General features: G+C 55.7%; 19 protein-coding genes. All 19 read right to left on the reverse strand.

What is annotated here, in order from left to right:
* Positions 1-3: 3 nt before the first annotated feature.
* The 19 genes from dprA to smc all read right to left on the reverse strand — a co-directional run bounded on the left by dprA (position 4) and on the right by smc (position 17,563).
* Complete coding sequence (dprA, locus tag GJ1_RS08945; protein WP_014195444.1) at positions 4-885, reverse strand: DNA-processing protein DprA; 882 nt, start codon at positions 883-885, stop codon at positions 4-6.
* Positions 886-1,208: 323 nt separating this feature from the next.
* Entirely contained in the window at positions 1,209-2,111 is a 903-nt protein-coding gene (sucD, locus tag GJ1_RS08950; RefSeq protein ID WP_011230709.1) for a succinate--CoA ligase subunit alpha, read from the reverse strand.
* A gap of 17 nt (positions 2,112-2,128) precedes the next feature.
* Positions 2,129-3,289 (reverse strand): ADP-forming succinate--CoA ligase subunit beta, encoded by a 1,161-nt coding sequence (gene sucC / locus GJ1_RS08955; RefSeq protein ID WP_011230708.1) that lies wholly within the window; start codon positions 3,287-3,289, stop codon positions 2,129-2,131.
* A gap of 115 nt (positions 3,290-3,404) precedes the next feature.
* Positions 3,405-3,692: an EscU/YscU/HrcU family type III secretion system export apparatus switch protein gene (locus tag GJ1_RS08960; RefSeq protein WP_020278183.1), complete on the reverse strand. Its 288-nt coding sequence runs from the start codon at positions 3,690-3,692 to the stop codon at positions 3,405-3,407.
* Positions 3,689-5,236 carry a TP0910 N-terminal domain-containing protein gene (locus GJ1_RS08965; protein ID WP_023634012.1) on the reverse strand — a complete coding sequence of 516 codons (1,548 nt, stop codon included), beginning with the start codon at positions 5,234-5,236 and terminating at the stop codon, positions 3,689-3,691. Before GJ1_RS08965 ends, GJ1_RS08960 begins: the two co-directional genes overlap by 4 nt.
* An 18-nt stretch (positions 5,237-5,254) precedes the next feature.
* Positions 5,255-6,037, reverse strand: a complete 783-nt coding sequence (gene rnhB / locus GJ1_RS08970) for a ribonuclease HII (protein WP_066231353.1) — start codon at positions 6,035-6,037, stop codon at positions 5,255-5,257.
* An 85-nt stretch (positions 6,038-6,122) separates the two neighbouring features.
* Positions 6,123-6,989, reverse strand: a complete 867-nt coding sequence (ylqF, locus tag GJ1_RS08975; RefSeq protein WP_021321697.1) for a ribosome biogenesis GTPase YlqF — start codon at positions 6,987-6,989, stop codon at positions 6,123-6,125.
* 12 nt (positions 6,990-7,001) lie between these two features.
* Complete coding sequence (gene lepB, locus GJ1_RS08980) at positions 7,002-7,556, reverse strand: signal peptidase I (RefSeq protein WP_011230703.1); 555 nt, start codon at positions 7,554-7,556, stop codon at positions 7,002-7,004.
* A 119-nt stretch (positions 7,557-7,675) separates the two neighbouring features.
* Complete coding sequence (gene rplS, locus GJ1_RS08985; RefSeq protein ID WP_013145772.1) at positions 7,676-8,032, reverse strand: 50S ribosomal protein L19; 357 nt, start codon at positions 8,030-8,032, stop codon at positions 7,676-7,678.
* Positions 8,033-8,167: 135 nt separating this feature from the next.
* Complete coding sequence (trmD, locus tag GJ1_RS08990; RefSeq protein ID WP_011230701.1) at positions 8,168-8,902, reverse strand: tRNA (guanosine(37)-N1)-methyltransferase TrmD; 735 nt, start codon at positions 8,900-8,902, stop codon at positions 8,168-8,170.
* Entirely contained in the window at positions 8,902-9,420 is a 519-nt protein-coding gene (gene rimM, locus GJ1_RS08995; RefSeq protein WP_013145773.1) for a ribosome maturation factor RimM, read from the reverse strand. The genes trmD and rimM overlap by 1 nt, the downstream gene beginning before the upstream one ends.
* Before the next feature lie 15 nt (positions 9,421-9,435).
* On the reverse strand, positions 9,436-9,822 hold the full coding sequence (locus GJ1_RS09000) for a YlqD family protein (RefSeq protein WP_011230699.1): 387 nt from the start codon (positions 9,820-9,822) through the stop codon (positions 9,436-9,438).
* A gap of 88 nt (positions 9,823-9,910) precedes the next feature.
* Positions 9,911-10,147 (reverse strand): KH domain-containing protein, encoded by a 237-nt coding sequence (locus GJ1_RS09005; protein WP_011230698.1) that lies wholly within the window; start codon positions 10,145-10,147, stop codon positions 9,911-9,913.
* A gap of 11 nt (positions 10,148-10,158) precedes the next feature.
* Positions 10,159-10,431: a 30S ribosomal protein S16 gene (gene rpsP / locus GJ1_RS09010; RefSeq protein ID WP_066231356.1), complete on the reverse strand. Its 273-nt coding sequence runs from the start codon at positions 10,429-10,431 to the stop codon at positions 10,159-10,161.
* Positions 10,432-10,525: 94 nt separating this feature from the next.
* Positions 10,526-11,866 carry a signal recognition particle protein gene (gene ffh / locus GJ1_RS09015; RefSeq protein WP_066231358.1) on the reverse strand — a complete coding sequence of 447 codons (1,341 nt, stop codon included), beginning with the start codon at positions 11,864-11,866 and terminating at the stop codon, positions 10,526-10,528.
* 14 nt (positions 11,867-11,880) lie between these two features.
* Positions 11,881-12,213 carry a putative DNA-binding protein gene (locus GJ1_RS09020; RefSeq protein WP_066231359.1) on the reverse strand — a complete coding sequence of 111 codons (333 nt, stop codon included), beginning with the start codon at positions 12,211-12,213 and terminating at the stop codon, positions 11,881-11,883.
* A 186-nt stretch (positions 12,214-12,399) separates the two neighbouring features.
* Entirely contained in the window at positions 12,400-12,591 is a 192-nt protein-coding gene (locus GJ1_RS09025; protein ID WP_066231362.1) for a hypothetical protein, read from the reverse strand.
* A gap of 402 nt (positions 12,592-12,993) precedes the next feature.
* Positions 12,994-13,980, reverse strand: coding sequence for a signal recognition particle-docking protein FtsY (ftsY, locus tag GJ1_RS09030; RefSeq protein ID WP_066231364.1), 987 nt, complete (start codon positions 13,978-13,980; stop codon positions 12,994-12,996).
* A 19-nt stretch (positions 13,981-13,999) separates the two neighbouring features.
* Positions 14,000-17,563 (reverse strand): chromosome segregation protein SMC, encoded by a 3,564-nt coding sequence (gene smc, locus GJ1_RS09035; protein WP_066231366.1) that lies wholly within the window; start codon positions 17,561-17,563, stop codon positions 14,000-14,002.
* Positions 17,564-17,715: the final 152 nt, after the last annotated feature.

Consider the following 17,715-nt stretch of genomic DNA (forward strand, 5'->3'; position numbering starts at 1 on the left):
CCATTACACGTACGGGAATTCATCCAAAATGTCCGCCGCTTCTTGCACTAGTTTTGCCCCGTGCTGAATGAGCGTATTCGGCCCGGCGGATTCCGCCAAACCGATCGGGCCGGGGACGGCGAACACTTCCCGCCCTTGCTCAAGCGCATACGCGGCGGTAATGAGCGAACCGCTTTTTCGCTTCGCCTGCACGACAAGCGTGCCGAGCGACAGCCCGCTGATGATGCGATTGCGCGCGGGAAACTGCCATGCCTGTGGGCGCGTTGCCGGCGGATGCTCAGCGATGACCAACTGTTCGTTCATCAGCCGGGTGGCGAACGGTCGATGTTCTTTCGGATAAATGTGGTCCAGCCCACCGGCGATGACGGCGATCGTCGACCCGCCATGCTGGACGGCGAGTTGGTGGGCGCACACGTCAATCCCAAACGCGAGCCCGCTGACGATCGTAAAGCCGGCGGCAACAAGCGGCGGCACCAATTTGTTCAACGCTTCGATTCCTTCCTTCGTCGGCCGCCTCGTGCCAACGATGCTGATCAGTTTCCGCTCCTGAAGCAAAGCGGAGTCCCCCTTTGCATACAGCACCCACGGCGGGGCGTATATATATTTAAGCAGCGGTGGATAGTCGGAATCAAATACAGTGATCACACGAATGCACCGGCCCTTATATGTTTTTATCACACGTTGCACATCGATGGAATGCAAATCATGAAAAAAAGCGGTCCATTGAGCGTCGGAAAGCGGAACGAGCGGGCGGAGATCATGAGGAGGCAGAGAAAATGGAGCGGTGAGGGTCGGATCAGCCTTAAGCAAGGAATGAATCGTCTTCCATCCCGCCCCGCGGCAATGATGGAGATGGATAAGTCGGTCGCGGACCGTATCGTACATACTGCTCCCCTTTCTTTTTTCACCTTCAGCATATGGATCTATAGGTGCAACGAAAACGTTTAACATATCCTTGACGGAAAAGCCGCCTGTCTATTTTTTCGACTGTCGGAGGCAAGCCGCAGGCTTCCTCGTCACGCCTTGGCGTGACGGAAGATCGAACAGCCACCCGCTTCACAGACCCATACATGGGTCTTTAAGCAGCGTTGTTCGGTCGCCCGACAGTCGATCCAATTGCTCTGTAAAAGCGGCAAATGGTAAAGCTTCAAATTGCATCTATAGCATGATATGCAACACCCCGCACGAGGACGTGCGGGGCCAAACCATTAGTGCGTTTTGCATTTTTCGTACAAGCCGCGTTCTTTCAGCACAGAAATGAGCGTTTCGCCGATGACGGCCGGCGTTTCCGCCACTTTAATGCCGCATTCGGTCATTTTTTTGATTTTCTCTGCGGCCGTGCCTTTGCCGCCGGAAATGATCGCGCCGGCATGGCCCATCCGTTTGCCCGGAGGCGCCGTTTGCCCGCCGATAAAGCCGACGACCGGTTTCGTCATGTTCGCTTTCACCCATTCGGCCGCTTCTTCTTCCGCCGTGCCGCCGATTTCGCCGATCATAATGACCGCGTACGTTTCTTCGTCTTCATTAAACGCCTTCAACACATCGATGAAGTTTGTGCCGTTGACCGGGTCGCCGCCGATGCCGACCGCCGTCGACTGGCCGATGCCGGCTTGCGTCAGTTGGTGAACGGCTTCGTACGTCAGCGTGCCGGAACGGGAAACAATGCCGACATGTCCTTTTTTATGGATATAGCCCGGCATAATGCCGATTTTGCACTCTTCCGGCGTAATGACGCCCGGGCAGTTCGGGCCGATGAGGCGCGTCTTTTTGCCCTCCATGTACCGTTTCACTTTCACCATATCAAGCACCGGAATGCCTTCGGTGATGCAAACGACAAGGTCGAGTCCCGCGTCGACCGCTTCCATGATGGCATCCGCAGCGAAGGCCGGCGGAACGTAAATGACCGAGGCGTTCGCTCCCGTTCTTTCGACCGCTTCCGAAACAGTGTCAAACACCGGCACGCCTTCGACTTCCGTGCCGCCTTTGCCCGGTGTGACGCCGCCGACGATGTTCGTCCCGTACTCGATCATCTGCTTTGTATGGAACAGCCCTTGCGAACCGGTAATCCCTTGCACGATCACTTTCGTGTCTTTATTGACAAAAACGCTCACGTGTCTCCCTCGCTTTCTTAACGTACTAGCTCGACGATTTTTTGTGCTCCGTCCGCCATCGATTCGGCCGCAATAATGTTTAAGCCTGACTCTTGCAAAATCTTTTTCCCAAGCTCAACGTTCGTTCCTTCAAGCCGGACGACAAGCGGAAGCGTCAAACCGACTTGCTTCGTCGCCGCGACGATGCCGCTCGCGATGACATCGCATTTCATAATGCCGCCGAAAATGTTGACGAAAATGCCTTTGACGTTCGGGTCGGACAAAATGATTTTGAACGCTTCCCTTACTTTTTCCTCGCTGGCGCCGCCGCCGACATCGAGGAAGTTGGCCGGCTCGCCTCCGTAATATTTGATGATGTCCATTGTCGCCATCGCCAAGCCGGCGCCGTTGACCATGCAGCCGATGTTGCCGTCAAGAGCGATGTAGTTCAAGTCGTATTTCGACGCTTCGACTTCTTTCGGGTCTTCTTCATCCAAGTCGCGGTATTCAAGGATGTCCGGATGGCGGTATAAGGCGTTTGAATCGAAATTCAGCTTCGCATCAAGCGCCATCACTTTGCCGTCGCCGGTGACGACAAGCGGGTTGATTTCGGCGATCGAGCAGTCTTTATCGACAAACACTTGGTACAAGCCCATCATAAATTTGACCGCTTGGTTGACGAGATGCTTCGGAATGTTGATGTTGAAAGCCAATCGGCGCGCTTGGAACGCTTGGAGCCCGACGGCTGGATCGATGTATTCTTTAAAAATTTTCTCCGGCGTTTTCGCCGCCACTTCTTCGATTTCCGTTCCGCCTTCTTCCGACCCCATTAACACGACGCGCGAGGTGGCGCGGTCGACGACAAGGCCGATGTAGTATTCTTTTTGGATGTCGCACCCTTCTTCAATCAACAGCCGTTTCACTTCTTTTCCTTCCGGGCCGGTTTGATGGGTGACGAGCACTTTGCCGAGCAATTCGCTGGCGTATGTACGGACTTCCTCGAGGCTTTTTGCCACTTTCACCCCGCCCGCTTTGCCGCGCCCGCCGGCATGAATTTGCGCTTTGACGACACACACCGGCGCGCCGAGCTCTTTCGCCGCTTCGACCGCTTCATCCACCGTGAACGCGACGCGGCCGTTCGGCACGCTCACACCATAGCTTCGCAAAATTTCTTTTGCTTGGTATTCATGAATGTTCATGCGCCAACCTCCTATGTATAAAATCAAAAAAGTCTTAGCGCTTTCATTTTATACCTAACATTTCGCGCTTGTCCACCGTTTCGCCGCAAAATTAAGAAAGCGGGGAATAGGAAAATTATCCCTTCCCCGCTCTTTCTCCTTTCGCTTCCTGATCAAGCTGATACAAAAACACGAACAATTCAGCCACTAAGGCGTACAGCTCCTCCGGGATCATTTCGTTGATCTCCACTTTCCCCAGCAGCTCAACAAGCGTCGGATCTTGGCGAATCGGCACGCCGTGCTGCCGGGCGGCGGCGATGATCGCTTCGGCGACCTTGCCAACCCCTTTCGCCTTGACGATCGGAGCTGCGTCAAGTGCCGCATCGTAAGACAAGGCGACTGCTTTTTTCCGCTCCTCGTTCATGCTTGGCAATCCACCTCGCTGCAACTGTCGGCAAACAGAAAAACGGAAGGCGGAGGAGGGGCGGAACGCGTTGCCTTTACATCAATGCCTGAAAGCGCATAGCCGTGCGCCTGAAACCGCTCTTTGACAAGCGGAGCCATCCGAGCGGCAGCAACCGCCAACCGCGGATCATCGTGAAAAATGGAGATGTGGACGATCCGTCGTTGCACGCGCATATCAACGATCACCTCTCCCAGCTCTTCAAGCGTCAGGCAACAAACAATGCGGTTGTAATCGGCATCAAGCGGCCCGCCTTGTTTCCTCCTTCCTTGCCAGCACACAGCAAAATCGCTGCTGCGGCCGCCAAGCGGCAATGGAAACGAAATCCATACGTGCTCAATGAGCCCATCGCCGCCAGCAGCGATGGCCATGCCATCGAGCTGGTCGAGAATCGCTTCGGCCGCCCTCTTGGCCCCTTCGCTCCCCGATTCATGAAGAAAGCGAAGAAGCAGCCGTTTCAACGACGGGGCGGAAGGCAAATCCTCGATTTTCCCAACACGGACGAGCGCCGCCTCGTCCTCAAGCCCAAGCCGCACGGCCGCTCGCCTCAGCCAGCAAAACAGCGACAGCGCCGGATCTCTCGTCGCTCGAGCGGCCGCCCACAACTTCGCTTCCGCGGCGGGCAGCGCTCCGCTTTGATAGGCAGCATCAAGAGCTGCCCACCGTTCCAAAAACGCCTCCTCGTCCGTCAAGCCGAGCTGCCGAATGATATCGGCAAACCGGCGGCATTGCACCGCCTCCCGAAGCGCCAAGCGGCGGTCCTCCGGCAACGGGGCGAGCCCAAGGCGGGCAAGAAGCGCGCGGGCCGTTTCGGCCTCTTCCTCCCCTGACAGCAACAAACGCACGGCCGCCTCGTAAGCGGACAGCGGCGGTGAAAGAAACTTCTCCATCGCCCGGCTGAGCTCAAGCGCCGCCGGATGGGCGGAAAGGGAGGCAATGGCCGCTTTCAGTTTCCCCAACCCCTCAGCGAGCGGCACCCCGGTTTTGGCTGCCCATAGCGCGCGAAACACGGCTGAAGAGAACGGCAGCCGGCGGCGAAACAAATGGGCGAGCACGTCTTCGGCCGCGTCCGGCTGGCCGGTCTCTTTCACCGCTTCAGTCAGTGCGGCAATTTCCTCTTTCGTTGCAGCCGCGCCAGCTTTCAGCGCTTGGCGGAGCACCGGCAGCGCCGCATCCGGCAGTTTCCACGCTTTTTGCCACCGGCGCACCGCCTCTTCACCTGACGGAGCAGACGCCGGTTCGGAAAGGGGAATGGCTTTCCAATAAATTGTTCCTTGTCGTTCGTGAATTTCAAACAAATACAAACGTCCGACGGCAAGCGGCGCCTCCAAACGGGCGCGCACAAGCTGTCCGCCAGCGCGGACGAGCGCCGCCCGCTCCCCGGTTTCCATCTCCTCGACCCGCTCCACTCGGCCGACGACGGCCTGCCCCGGCTGAAACCGCCGGCTGGATGTCGCGTCGCGGACAGCGGTCGTTGGCATTGTCCGCTCCATGCGCTCGACCATTTCGTCCCATCCCTTCTTCTAGAGCTGCTCGCTCGCCTTCAGCACCTCCCTCACCGGTGCGAACGAACGACGGTGCTCAGGCGTAACGCCGTAGCGGCGGATCGCCTCGAAATGTTCCGGCGTTCCGTAGCCCATATGGCGCGCGAACCCGTATTGTGGATAGCGGCGATCCAGTTCTTTCATCCACCGGTCGCGCGTCACTTTGGCGATGACCGACGCAGCGGCGATTGAAGCGCTGTTGGCGTCTCCTTTTATGAGGCGCTGTTGCGGCAGTGGGCACGGCACCGCCATCGCATCAACAAGCAAATGTTCAGGCGGCGGGGAAAGGGCGTTCACCGCTTTCGCCATCGCTTGCTTTGTCGCCTCATAAATGTTCCATTCATCGATTTCCGCCGCGCTGACGATGCCGATGCCGATGGCGACGGCGCACGCTTCAATTTGCGCAAACAATACCTCGCGCTTTTCCGGCGTCAGCCGCTTCGAGTCGTCAAGCCCCGGCAAATAGGCGTCTTTCGGCAAGATGACCGCGGCGGCGACGACCGGGCCGGCCAGCGGGCCGCGCCCGGCCTCATCAATGCCGGCGATCCGTCTAACGCCAGCGGCGTATAGTTCCCTCTCATAACGCATTAGTTCTTCCCACCGCTGCTCGATGGCGTGCCGGCGCGCTTTCTGCCTTTCAAAACGGGCAAGAAGCGCCTGCACGCTTTTTCGCTCATCCTGCCGCAGCATCTCCCAGCGCGGGTCGTCCGCGCCAAGCTTCGGAAGCAGCGCTTCAATGTCTTTCACCGTATACCGCTTCATGCTCCTCTCCCTCTTCTACTTATTACTATCGGCTCTGTTTGGCCGACCGTAAAGCACCGCCGGCAAAAAACGCCCGCCGGACGCGCTACGTCCGTGAAGCGGGCGTTTCAAAGCTTAAGCGGCCTAATTTTTCCGTGCGGATGTCATACAAAACGATGTCAGCCACTTTATCGTAGTCAACAGCGCCGCCTGACGTCAAGCAGCCGCGCCGCCTTCCGATGGTGTCAAACAAGGCGACGATGTCATCAGGAATGTCATCAAGGCCGTAGCGCTCCGCAAGCCGGTTGGGATAGTGAGTCGACAAAAAGCGGAGCGCATAGACGGCGACATCCTGCAAGTTTAAAATTTCGTCCTTAATGGCGCCGGTCACCGCCAACTTGTAGCCCACGTCCTCATCCTCAAATTTCGGCCATAGGATGCCTGGGGTATCAAGCAGCTCCATTTCTTTGCCCACTTTGATCCATTGCTGCGCTTTTGTCACCCCCGGCTTGTCGCCGGTTTTCGCGATATGGCGGCCGGCGAGCCGGTTGATCAGCGTCGACTTGCCGACGTTCGGGATGCCGACGATGAGCGCCCGAACCGGGCGCGGGTTTTTAATCCCTTTCGCCCGCATTTTCTCGAATTTGTCTTTCACCATCTCTTTCGCTGCCGCCGCGATTTGCCGGACTCCTGTTCCGCTTTGAGCATCGATGGGCAAAGCCAGCCGCCCTTGATCGTGGAAATAGCGGATCCACTGTTCGGTCACCGCCTCATCGGCCATATCAGCCTTATTGAGCAAAATGAGGCGCGGCTTTTGTCCGAGAATCTCGTCGATCATCGGGTTGCGCGAGGACATCGGCACACGGGCGTCAAGCAGCTCAAACGCTACGTCGATCAACTTTAATTTTTCTTGCACTTCCCGCTTGGCCTTCGCCATATGGCCGGGGAACCATTGAATCACTGTCATTGGCATCACCTGCCTCGTTTATTTCACAATCCGGGCGTCAGCCAACGGCCAATACACAAGATTCGCCTTGCCAACGACTTTGGACATCGGAATGAAGCCGATATGGCGGCTGTCTTTGCTGAAACGGCGATTGTCGCCCATGACAAACAAATGCCCCGGCGGCACCGTGCTTCGCCCGGTCAGTTCCTCCAAAGTGAACGATTCCGTCAGTGGACCGCCGTCGGACAACTGCTTTTTATACTCGTCCAAATACGGCTCTTCATACGGCTTGCCATTGATATAGAGCGTATCATTTTTGTATTCAATTCGGTCGCCCGGCAGGCCGATGACTCGCTTAATATAGTCTCTCCCTTCTTCGGCGTGAAAAACAATGATATCGAAACGGTGCGGCATGCCGATTTTATACGCCAGTTTATTGACGATCATCCGCTCATGGTTATGTAATGTCGGCATCATCGAATAACCGTCGACGATGATCGGAGCGAAAATAAAGTAGCGGATGCCCCCGGCGAGCAAGACGGCAACGACGATCGCTTTCATCCATTCACGCCATTCGCTTTTTTTCTGTTCCATTGTCCACCCACCTAAATCAAAGTTTGCAGTCGTGGATCACTACCGTAATCATCATTGGCGGTAGTGAAAAAAGGAGCTTGAAAGCAAGCTCCTTTTCCGCTGTGATCCACCGTTGTCCATTATTGCGCTGCGTTCGTATTTTCCTTGATGCGCGCCGCTTTGCCGCGAAGTTCGCGCAAGTAGTACAATTTCGCGCGGCGGACTTTCCCGCGGCGGATGACTTCCAGCTTGGCGATTTTCGGCGTATGCACCGGGAATGTGCGCTCAACGCCGACGCCATAGGACACTTTGCGGACCGTGAACGTTTCGCTGATGCCCGCTCCGCGCCGTTTAATGACGACACCTTCAAACACTTGGATGCGTTCGCGGTTGCCTTCGACGACTTTCACATGAACGCGCACCGTGTCGCCCGGGCGGAAATCCGGCAAATCCGTCCGCAGTTGTTCTTTCGTAATCTCTTGGATTAAATGATGCATCATGATCCACTCCTTCCACAGATGTTCATGCCAATGATCTCTTCATTGCAGCGGAACATCGTTTTCCATCCTCAAGCCAATCGCTTAAGGTCACACAAAAGACATGATAGCATAAACTGTTGACTCAGGCAATAGCTATTCGCGCTCCTTTTCCCACTCTTTCAGCCATTGCTTTTGCTTGTCTGTAAGCGGATATTCATCGAGCAAGTCCGGACGGCGCAAAAACGTGCGCCGGAGCGATTCCTTCTCGCGCCACTCGGCGATGAGCTGATGGTTGCCAGAAAGCAGAATATCCGGCACTTTCATGCCACGGAAATCGGCCGGTCTTGTGTATTGCGGATACTCAAGCAGCCCGGAGCTGAACGAGTCATCGACCGGCGACGCCTCATTGCCGAGCACCCCGGGGAGAAGACGGACGACGCTGTCGACAATGACCATGGCGCCGAGTTCCCCGCCTGTTAAAATATAGTCGCCGATCGAAATTTCATCGGTTGCTAAATATTGGCGAATGCGTTCGTCATACCCTTCGTAATGGCCGCAAATGAGCACCAAATGCGTTTCTTTCGCCAGCTCTTCCGCCTTTTTTTGCGTGTAGCGCTCGCCTTGCGGGCAAAGCAAAATGATGCGGGCGCCAGGCGATCCAGCCGTCACGTGTTCCACCGCGTCAAAAATCGGCTGCGGCTTGAGCACCATGCCGGCGCCGCCGCCATACGGATAATCGTCGACCGTTTTATGCTTGTTGTCGGCAAACTCGCGAAAATCAATAAGGCGGATGTCGACGGCCCCTTTTTCTTGCGCCTTCTTTAAAATCGACTCGCTCAACACCCCGGAAAACATGCCGGGAAACAACGTTAAAATATCGATCCGCATCACTCGAGCAGCCCTTCCATCGGCCGGATGATGATCGTTTTCCGCTCCGGATCGACGTGCAAAACGACCTCGTCAATGTACGGAATGAGCGCTTCCGATCCGTCTTCGCGCCGGACGACCCAGACGTCGTTCGCCCCTGGAGTCAAAATTTCCTTTACCGCGCCGATGGTCTCCCCGCCTTCTGTCACGACAGTGCAGCCGATGATCTCATGGAAATAATATTCCCCTTCCGCGAGTTCGCCGAGCTGGCTTTCCGGCACCTTCAGCATCGCTCCCTTAAACCGTTCCACATCGTTGATGCTGTCATAGCCTTCAAACGACAACAAGTCAAACGATTTATGGACGCGGTGGCTTTTCACCGTGACTTCAATCGGTTCCGTGTCCCGTTCGCGGAAAATGTACAACTTGTTTCCTTTTTTATACCGTTCTTCAGGAAAGTCGGTGCGCGAAATGACGCGCACTTCGCCGCGAATGCCGTGCGTATTGACAATTTTTCCGACATTAAACCATCGTTCCATCGCTTTCATCCCTTCTTAGCGAATCTCTTTGACGACGCCGTCTTCAATGATGATGGCGCGCGTTTTTGTCACCTCTTCCCAACGGTCGCCGACGTTCACCTCAACGAGCGCCTCGACTTCCCGCTCTTTCAATTCGCTCCCTAACGGTAGCATATGTAATTGTTCGAGCTGAAACTCAAGCAGTTTCATTTTCTCCATCCGCTCGTCGATCTCTTTGGCAAAATATTGTTTCACTAAAGCGGGCGGATAGTTTCCGCTTTTCTCCATTCGTTTCTGTTCAAAACGAAGCTGGTCGCACTCGCGCTCGAGCTGCTGCTTGCGCGCCAAAAACGCGGCGGCAAGCTCTTGTTTGCTCCGTTCGGTGACGATTTGCCGCACCTCAACCGTTTGAATGAGCTTCATCCTCTTCCCCCTTTTGACACGGAATGAACGGCACCCGGGCCATTTTTGCGCCCTTTGGCATCATATCAAAAAAGGGAGAGGAACATCCTCACCCTTTGTCTTTCACTTGCACAACAACCCGCTTTGGCGATCCGGCCGCGGCGGCGGCAACGACCGTGCGAATCGCCTGGATCGTCCGCCCTTGTTTGCCGATCACTTTGCCAGTGTCGTCTTCATGCACGGACAGCTCATAGATGACGGCCGTCTCTTCTTCGCGGCGTTCAACCGCCACCGCCTCCGGATGATCGACAAGCGCCTTGACGATCGTTTCAATGAGCGGCTTCATGTGCATCTCGCTTATTTGCCGTATTTCAAGTTATGGAACTTCTCTAAAATGCCTTGCTTCGACAGCAAGCTGCGCACCGTATCCGATGGTTTGGCGCCGTTTTGCAGCCATTTGAGCGCCAATTCCTCATCGATTTTCACTTGCGCCGGATCGGCTACCGGATCGTACGTGCCGATCGTTTCAATGAAACGGCCGTCGCGCGGCGAACGCGAATCCGCTACCACGATGCGGTAGAACGGTTTTTTCTTTGTCCCCATGCGTTTTAAACGAATTTTTACTGCCATAGTTTGTACGCACCTCCGTATAGAGTTCACACAAGATAGTATATTAACAATTCTTTTTCCGTTTGTAAAGGTTTTTCGCTTAACAGAATGCTGGTTACATAAATGGAAAACGGAATCCTTTCTTCTTCCCTTTTGGCATATTCGTCATCATCTTCATCATTTTTTTCATCTCGTCAAATTGCTTCAAAAGCCGGTTCACTTCCTGCACGGTCGTGCCGCTTCCTTTCGCGATCCGCCTTTTCCGGCTGCTGTTGATGATTTCCGGATGCATTTTCTCTTCTTTCGTCATCGAGCGGATGATCGCTTCGACGCGGGCGATCTGCTTTTCATCGACTTGAATGTTGGCGAGCCCTTTGATTTTGTTGGCGCCCGGCAACATTTTGATCAGTTCGTCAAGCGGTCCGAGCTTGCGCACTTGGCCGAGCTGCTCTAGGAAGTCATCGAGCGTGAATGTGGCCGTGCGCATTTTTTGTTCAAGCTCTTTCGCCTTCTCCTCGTCAACGGCCGCCTGCGCCTTTTCGATGAGCGTCAAGACGTCGCCCATCCCTAAAATGCGCGATGCCATCCGCTCCGGATGGAACGGTTCCAAAGCGTCGAGCTTTTCGCCCATCCCGGCGAACTTGATCGGCGCCCCAGTCACGGCGCGGATCGACAGCGCCGCCCCACCGCGCGTATCGCCATCGAGCTTCGTTAAAATGACCCCGGTAATGCCGAGCTGCTCATGGAAACTTTGCGCCACATTGACGGCATCTTGCCCAGTCATGGCATCGACGACGAGGAAAATTTCGTCCGGCTTGACCGCTTCTTTCATTTGTTTCAGCTCATCCATCAGCGCCTCGTCGACGTGGAGGCGGCCGGCCGTGTCGATGAGCACATAATCATAATGCTCTTCTTTCGCCCGTTCGAGCGCCTGTTTGGCGATCTCGACCGGATTGGCGCGCTCGCCTAACGAAAAGACAGGCACGTTCAGCTGTTTGCCGAGCGTCTCGAGCTGCTTGATGGCCGCCGGGCGGTAGACGTCGGCGGCCACAAGCAGCGGCTTCCGGTTATGCCGTTTGCGCAGCAAGTTGGCCAGCTTCCCGGTCGTCGTCGTCTTCCCGGCCCCTTGCAGGCCGACCATCATCACAACGGTCGGAGGCCTCTTCGCGACGGCGATTTGGCTTTGCTCGCCGCCCATCAGCGCCGTCAGCTCTTCCTTGACGACTTTAATCACCTGCTGGCCCGGCGTTAAGCTTTTCATCACTTCCTGCCCGACGGCCCGCTCGCTCACCCGCTTGATGAAGTCTTTGACCACTTTAAAGTTGACGTCAGCTTCCAAAAGCGCAAGACGCACTTCGCGCATCATCTCTTTCACATCGGCTTCGGTCACTTTCCCTTTGCCGCGGATGCGGTTCATCACTTGCTGCAGACGTTCAGACAATCCTTCAAACGCCATGGCGGTCTCCCTCCCTAGTCGAGTTCGTCAAGCTCTTTGACGAGCGCCGCCAATTCGGCGTCAGCGCCGTAATGCCGGTTGATGTAGTCTTTCAGCCGCTCGATGATCTGCCGCCGCCGTTCATATTTTTGCAGCAGCCCGAGCTTCTTTTCATACTGCTCCAGCATCGCTTCCGTGCGCCGGATATTATCGTACACCGCCTGGCGGCTGACGCGGTATTGTTCAGCAATTTCCCCGAGGGAGTAGTCGTCCAAGTAGTAAAGCGCCATATAGTTGCGCTGTTTCGGCGTCAGCAGCGCTTGGTAAAAGTCGTACAAGTAGTTCATGCGCATCGTTTTTTCCAGCACCGGACTCTTCCTCCCTCATTGTTAAGTAAAATACCTTTACAAAAATGTAGTGTACCGTCTTTTCCATAGAGTGTCAAGGCTTGGAACGGACAAAAAAGCGCACACCGCCTTCAAAATAAAAAAGCCGGCACTACCCGCCCTTATAGGCCGTAGCGCCAGCCGCCCGGACATGTTCGTTCATCCCGCTCATCGTCGTTCCACAACAATTTCATCTGCCTCCACCGCCGCACCGCCTTTGTACGCCGACAACGGCTTTCTCGTTTTCACCGTCACCATAACGCCCTCGGCCATCTCCCCCGGTTTCAGCCGTTCGCCCGAGGAACGGCGAATGACCGTATCGGAATCAATCGATATTTTGTAAAAATAACCGACGTCCATTTTTTGTTTCTCCGATTTCGATGACTGAGACCAATCGACCCATATTTCCTTCTCAGACACCTTAATGACTTTGCCTTGAATTGTGTCCGATGTTGCTTGGCATCCCGAAATGCCAGACCACACTCCCAATAGAATGGCTAAAAGAAGCAAAAACGGTCTCAGCGACTTTGACCCCCTATTATTATAATTTTAGCTTGTGACTGTAACAACTCCCGCTATTGTTCTAATATTTTATTATACATAAAAAATTTCCTTCTTTATAAACTTTTATGACAATTATAAAAAATTTCTTTATGGTTATTTTCACTTTCCCTGCTCGGGCGAAGCCGGCCGTCGCATTCGTTTTCGGGAAGCAGTGATATACAAACAGGATGTTCCACCTGGAACATCCTGTTTGCGTGTTTATTGTTCCAACAAATCGGCAAACAATCCGTAGACGTATTGCTCTGGATCGAACACTTGCAAGTCGTCCATTTTTTCGCCAAGGCCGACGAGTTTGACCGGGATGGCAAGCTCGTTGCGAATGGCGAGCACGATGCCGCCTTTTGCTGTGCCGTCAAGCTTCGTCAACACGATGCCGGTCACATCGGTCGCTTCTTTGAATAACTTCGCCTGGCTCATGGCGTTTTGTCCGGTCGTCGCATCGAGCACAAGCAATACTTCATGCGGGGCGCCGGGAATTTCACGGCTGATGACGCGTTTGACTTTTTCGAGCTCTTTCATCAAGTTCACTTTGTTTTGCAGCCGCCCGGCCGTGTCGCACAGCAACACATCAACGCCGCGCGCTTTCGCCGCTTGAATGGCGTCATACATAACAGCTGCCGGGTCGGAGCCGGCCGCCTGCTTAATGACGTCGACCCCAACGCGCTCGCCCCACGCTTCGAGCTGCTCGATCGCCCCAGCGCGGAACGTGTCGCCGGCCGCCAACAGGACCGATTTCCCTTCCGATTTCAGCTTGTGTGCGAGTTTGCCAATCGTCGTCGTTTTGCCGACGCCGTTGACGCCGACGAACAAAATGACGGTCAGCCCGCCTTCTTGCATATTCAAGGCAGAAAGCTCTTTGTCATCGGCGCCGGCGCGATAAATGTCAACGAGCTTTTCGGCGATGACGTCGCGCATTTGCGCCGGGTCTTGAATGTTGCGGCGCTTCACTTCCATTTTCAGCTCATCGACAAGCTCCATGACGGTCGTCACGCCGACGTCGGCGGCGATCAAAATTTCCTCAAGCTCTTCAAAAAACTCTTCATCCACTTTCCGATAGCGGGCGATGAGGTCGTTCACTTTTCCGGCAAACGAATGCCGCGTTTTTGACAGCCCTTCTTTAAACTTTTCGGTTACGGCATCTGCCTGTTTTGTCCATTTTTCTTTCAGCTTTTGAAAAAAGCCCATCCAGAGCGCCTCCTTTCCATTATGAACGCACGAGCTCCTTCGAATCTTCCAAACGGACGGACACGAGCTTGGAAACGCCTGATTCTTGCATCGTGACGCCGTACAGCACGTCCGCCTCTTCCATCGTCCCTTTTCGATGGGTGATGACAATAAACTGCGTGTCGCGGCTGAACTGTTTCAAATATTGGGCGTACCGCTGCACGTTCGCCTCATCAAGCGCCGCCTCGACTTCATCGAGGACGCAAAACGGCACCGGCCGTACTTTTAAAATCGAAAACAAGAGGGCGATCGCTGTCAGCGCCCGCTCGCCGCCCGAAAGCAAGCTTAAATGCTGCAGCTTTTTCCCCGGCGGCTGGGCGACGATATCGACCCCGGTTTCGAGAAGATCCGTCGGGTCGGTCAGCCGCAAATCGGCGCGCCCGCCGCCGAACAGCTCGCGGAACACCTCGCCGAAATGGGTGCGGATTTGTTCAAACGTCGTGAGAAACCGTTTTTTCATTTCTTCATCCATTTCATCGATCACTTGGTGGAGCGTCGCCTTCGCCTCTTCCAAGTCGGCTCTTTGCTCGCTTAAAAAGCGGTGCCGTTCGGAAACGCGCTCATATTCATCGATCGCTCCCAAGTTGACGGTGCCAAGTTCTTCGATGGCCCGCTTAATGAGCTTCACCCGCTTGCGCGCCTCGTCGGCGCCGATCTCAAGCGTATATGCGGAGCGGGCCGCTTCAAACGACAGCCCGTACTCTTCGCGCAGCCGGGCAAGCAAGTTCTCCAGCTCCACATCAAGCCGGTTCAACTTCACTTCTTCGTCTTTCACGACATCGTTGAGCTGTTTATGCTGCCGCTTCGCTTCCTTCCATTCCTGCTCCAGATGCTCGAGCCGCCGTTGGCAGTCGAGCCGCTGTTCGCGGCGGCTGGCGATCAGTTCAACCGTTTTTTGCTTGTCTTCAAGCTTTTGCTTTCGCAACTGTTCAATCTCTTCCTCGTTCCATTCCGGCGCCTCCATTTCCGCGTCCAGGGCGGCCCGTTCTTGCTCAGCCTCCTCAAGCTCGCGGGCGGTTTCGACAAGCTCCGTTTCGAGCTCTTCGACTTTCCGGCGCGCGTGTTTCACGCGCTCTTTCGTTTCCGCCAAGGCGATTTTTTGCTCGGTGATCGCCGTCTGGAGCGCCTCTTTCGCCGTTTGCTCCGTCTGCTTTTGCGCCTGCAGCCGGCTGATGTCGTCATCGATCGCCTGCAGTTTCTCGGCAAGCTGCACAAGCTGCCTGTCAATGGCGCCGAGGCGGCGGTTCAGTTCCGCTGCTTCGCGCTCATCGTTCGCTTTTTCCTCATCATACAAAGCGAGCCGCTCGTCGATCCGTTTTTTCTGCCATTCGAGCTCGCGTTCTTCATCCTTTTGCCGCTTTAGCGCCTCCTCGAGCGCCGCGATCTCCTCTTGCAGCGCGGCCGCCTGCGCTTCTTGCTCCGCCTGCTCGCGTCGTTTTGCCGCAACAGCCCGCTCGAGCCGAGCGATCGTTTCATCCATTTCCTGCAGTTTGGCGGCAAGCGTCTCGAGCTCACGGTTCCGGCTTAACAGCGACGCGGTCTTTTTCGCCGCCCCGCCGCCGGTCATCGCTCCACCAGGGCTGACGACATCGCCGTCCAGCGTCACAAGACGATAGCGATATTGAAGAAGCTTGGCCAGCTCATTGGCCCCTTTTAAGTCTGCCGTCACGATGACATGGCCGAGCAAATGGGCGATCGCCGCCGCATGGGCGCGGTCGTATTCGACGAGCTCGCTGGCGATGCCGACAAACGCTGGATGGCGGCTGATCACCGCCCGCTCCCGTTCCGACAGCGCACGCGCTTGGATGACATCGAGCGGCAAAAACGTCGCCCGCCCGTAACCGTTCGTTTTCAAATAATGAATCGCTTGCCGCGCCGCCTGTTCGCTGGCAACGACGATATGCTGCATCGCTCCGCCAAGCGCCGTTTCGATCGCCGTCTCATAGCGGTCCGGCACGCGAATGAGCTCGACGACGGCCCCGTGGATGCCCGAAAGCCGATCGCGCGCCTTTAATACTTCTTTCACTCCTTGGAAAAAGCCGGCATAGTCGTGCTGCATCTCTTCCAGCCATTGCTGGCGCGCTTTTGCCTGTTGGCGGTATTGGCGCGCCTGATGCAACAACGCTTCGTGCTGTTCGAGCTCCGTTTTTTGCTCCGCCATCTCTGCGGCGAGGGCATCCCGTTTGTCCCGCGCTTCCGCCAGCGCCTGTTCGAGTCGGGTCTGCTCGGCCTGCAAGGCCGCCCGCTTCTGCTCGAGTTGTTCGCGTTCGGCGAGATGACGGCGATTCGCCTCGTCAAGCCCCGCCCGTTTTGCCTGCAGCTTGCCGAGCGCCTGCTCCACATGCGCGCGCTCGTTTTTCAGCGCCGCCTGTTCATGGACAAGGTCGATGTAGTCGCCTTTTCGCCGCTCGATTTCTTCTTCGAGGTCCACTTCATGCATCGAAAGCAAAGCTTGTTTTTCTTTCAGCTCCCGCTCAAGCGCCGCCGCGGCCGCCTCAAGCCGGGCGAATTCCTCCCGCTCGGCTTGCAGCTGCTCCGTCAAGCGGCGCCGTTTCGCAGCCAGTGCAGCCGTTATGTCGTCCAGCTGCGCTTTTCGCCTCGCGGCATGCTTTTTCCTCTCTTTCAACACTTCTTTCCGCCCCTCGAGCTTCTCAAGCTCTTCGCTGGCTAAAAGCAGCACTTGCTGCAAGCCGTCGACCGATTCGTCAATGGCGGTCATTTGATCGCGCAGCTGTTCGATTTGGGCTTCCATTTTCTGCAACGCCGCCGCCAGCGCCACTTCGTCCCGCTGGTGCTCATCGAGCGCTTCCCTCAACTCATTCCATTGCTTATGCAGCTGCTCGATGTCATAAACCATGAGCGCCACTTCAAACCGCTCGAGCTCTTCGCGTTTTTCTAAATACTCTTTGGCAAGCGACGCCTGCATGCGGAGCGGCTCGAGCTGCTGTTCGAGCTCGTGCAAAATATCGTTGACGCGGTGCAAGTTGTCTTGCGTTTCCGCCAGTTTCGCCTCCGCCTTTTTTTTCCGCAGCTTGTACTTCAATACGCCGGCCGCTTCTTCAAAAATCGTGCGCCGCTCTTCCGGCTTGCTGCTTAAAATCTCTTCGACCCGGCCTTGGCCGATGATGGAAAACGCCTCCTTGCCGAGCCCGGAATCGAGGAACAAATCAACGATGTCTTTCAGGCGGCACGGCTGGCGGTTGATGAAAAACTCGCTCTCCCCCGAGCGATAGACGCGCCGGGTCACGCTCACTTCCTGGTACTCGAGCGGCAAAAAGCCGTCTTCATTGTCGAGCGTGATCGTGACTTCAGCTACATTGAGCGGCTTGCGCGATTCGCTGCCGGCGAAGATAACATCTTCCATTTTCGCCCCGCGCAACGATTTCGCTGATTGCTCACCGAGCACCCAACGGATCGCATCGGTAATGTTGCTTTTGCCGCTCCCGTTCGGACCGACGACCGCCGTCACACCGGGGACAAACTCGATCGATACACGGTCGGCGAACGATTTAAAGCCGATCACATCCAATCGTTTAAGGAACATGGTATGACGCCTCACCATCTTTCCACTGTGATCCACCACAAAGCCCGGGGCCCTTTGGAGGGGCAAACCAGGACGTTCTATCTTTTCATACTACCATACGAACTATCGAAAAAAACGCCTTTCTTCCCCCGCTCAAGGCGCGCATGTTCATC

The organism is Geobacillus jurassicus NBRC 107829, from assembly GCF_001544315.1.
GTDB classification, from domain to species: Bacteria; Bacillota; Bacilli; order Bacillales; family Anoxybacillaceae; genus Geobacillus; species Geobacillus jurassicus.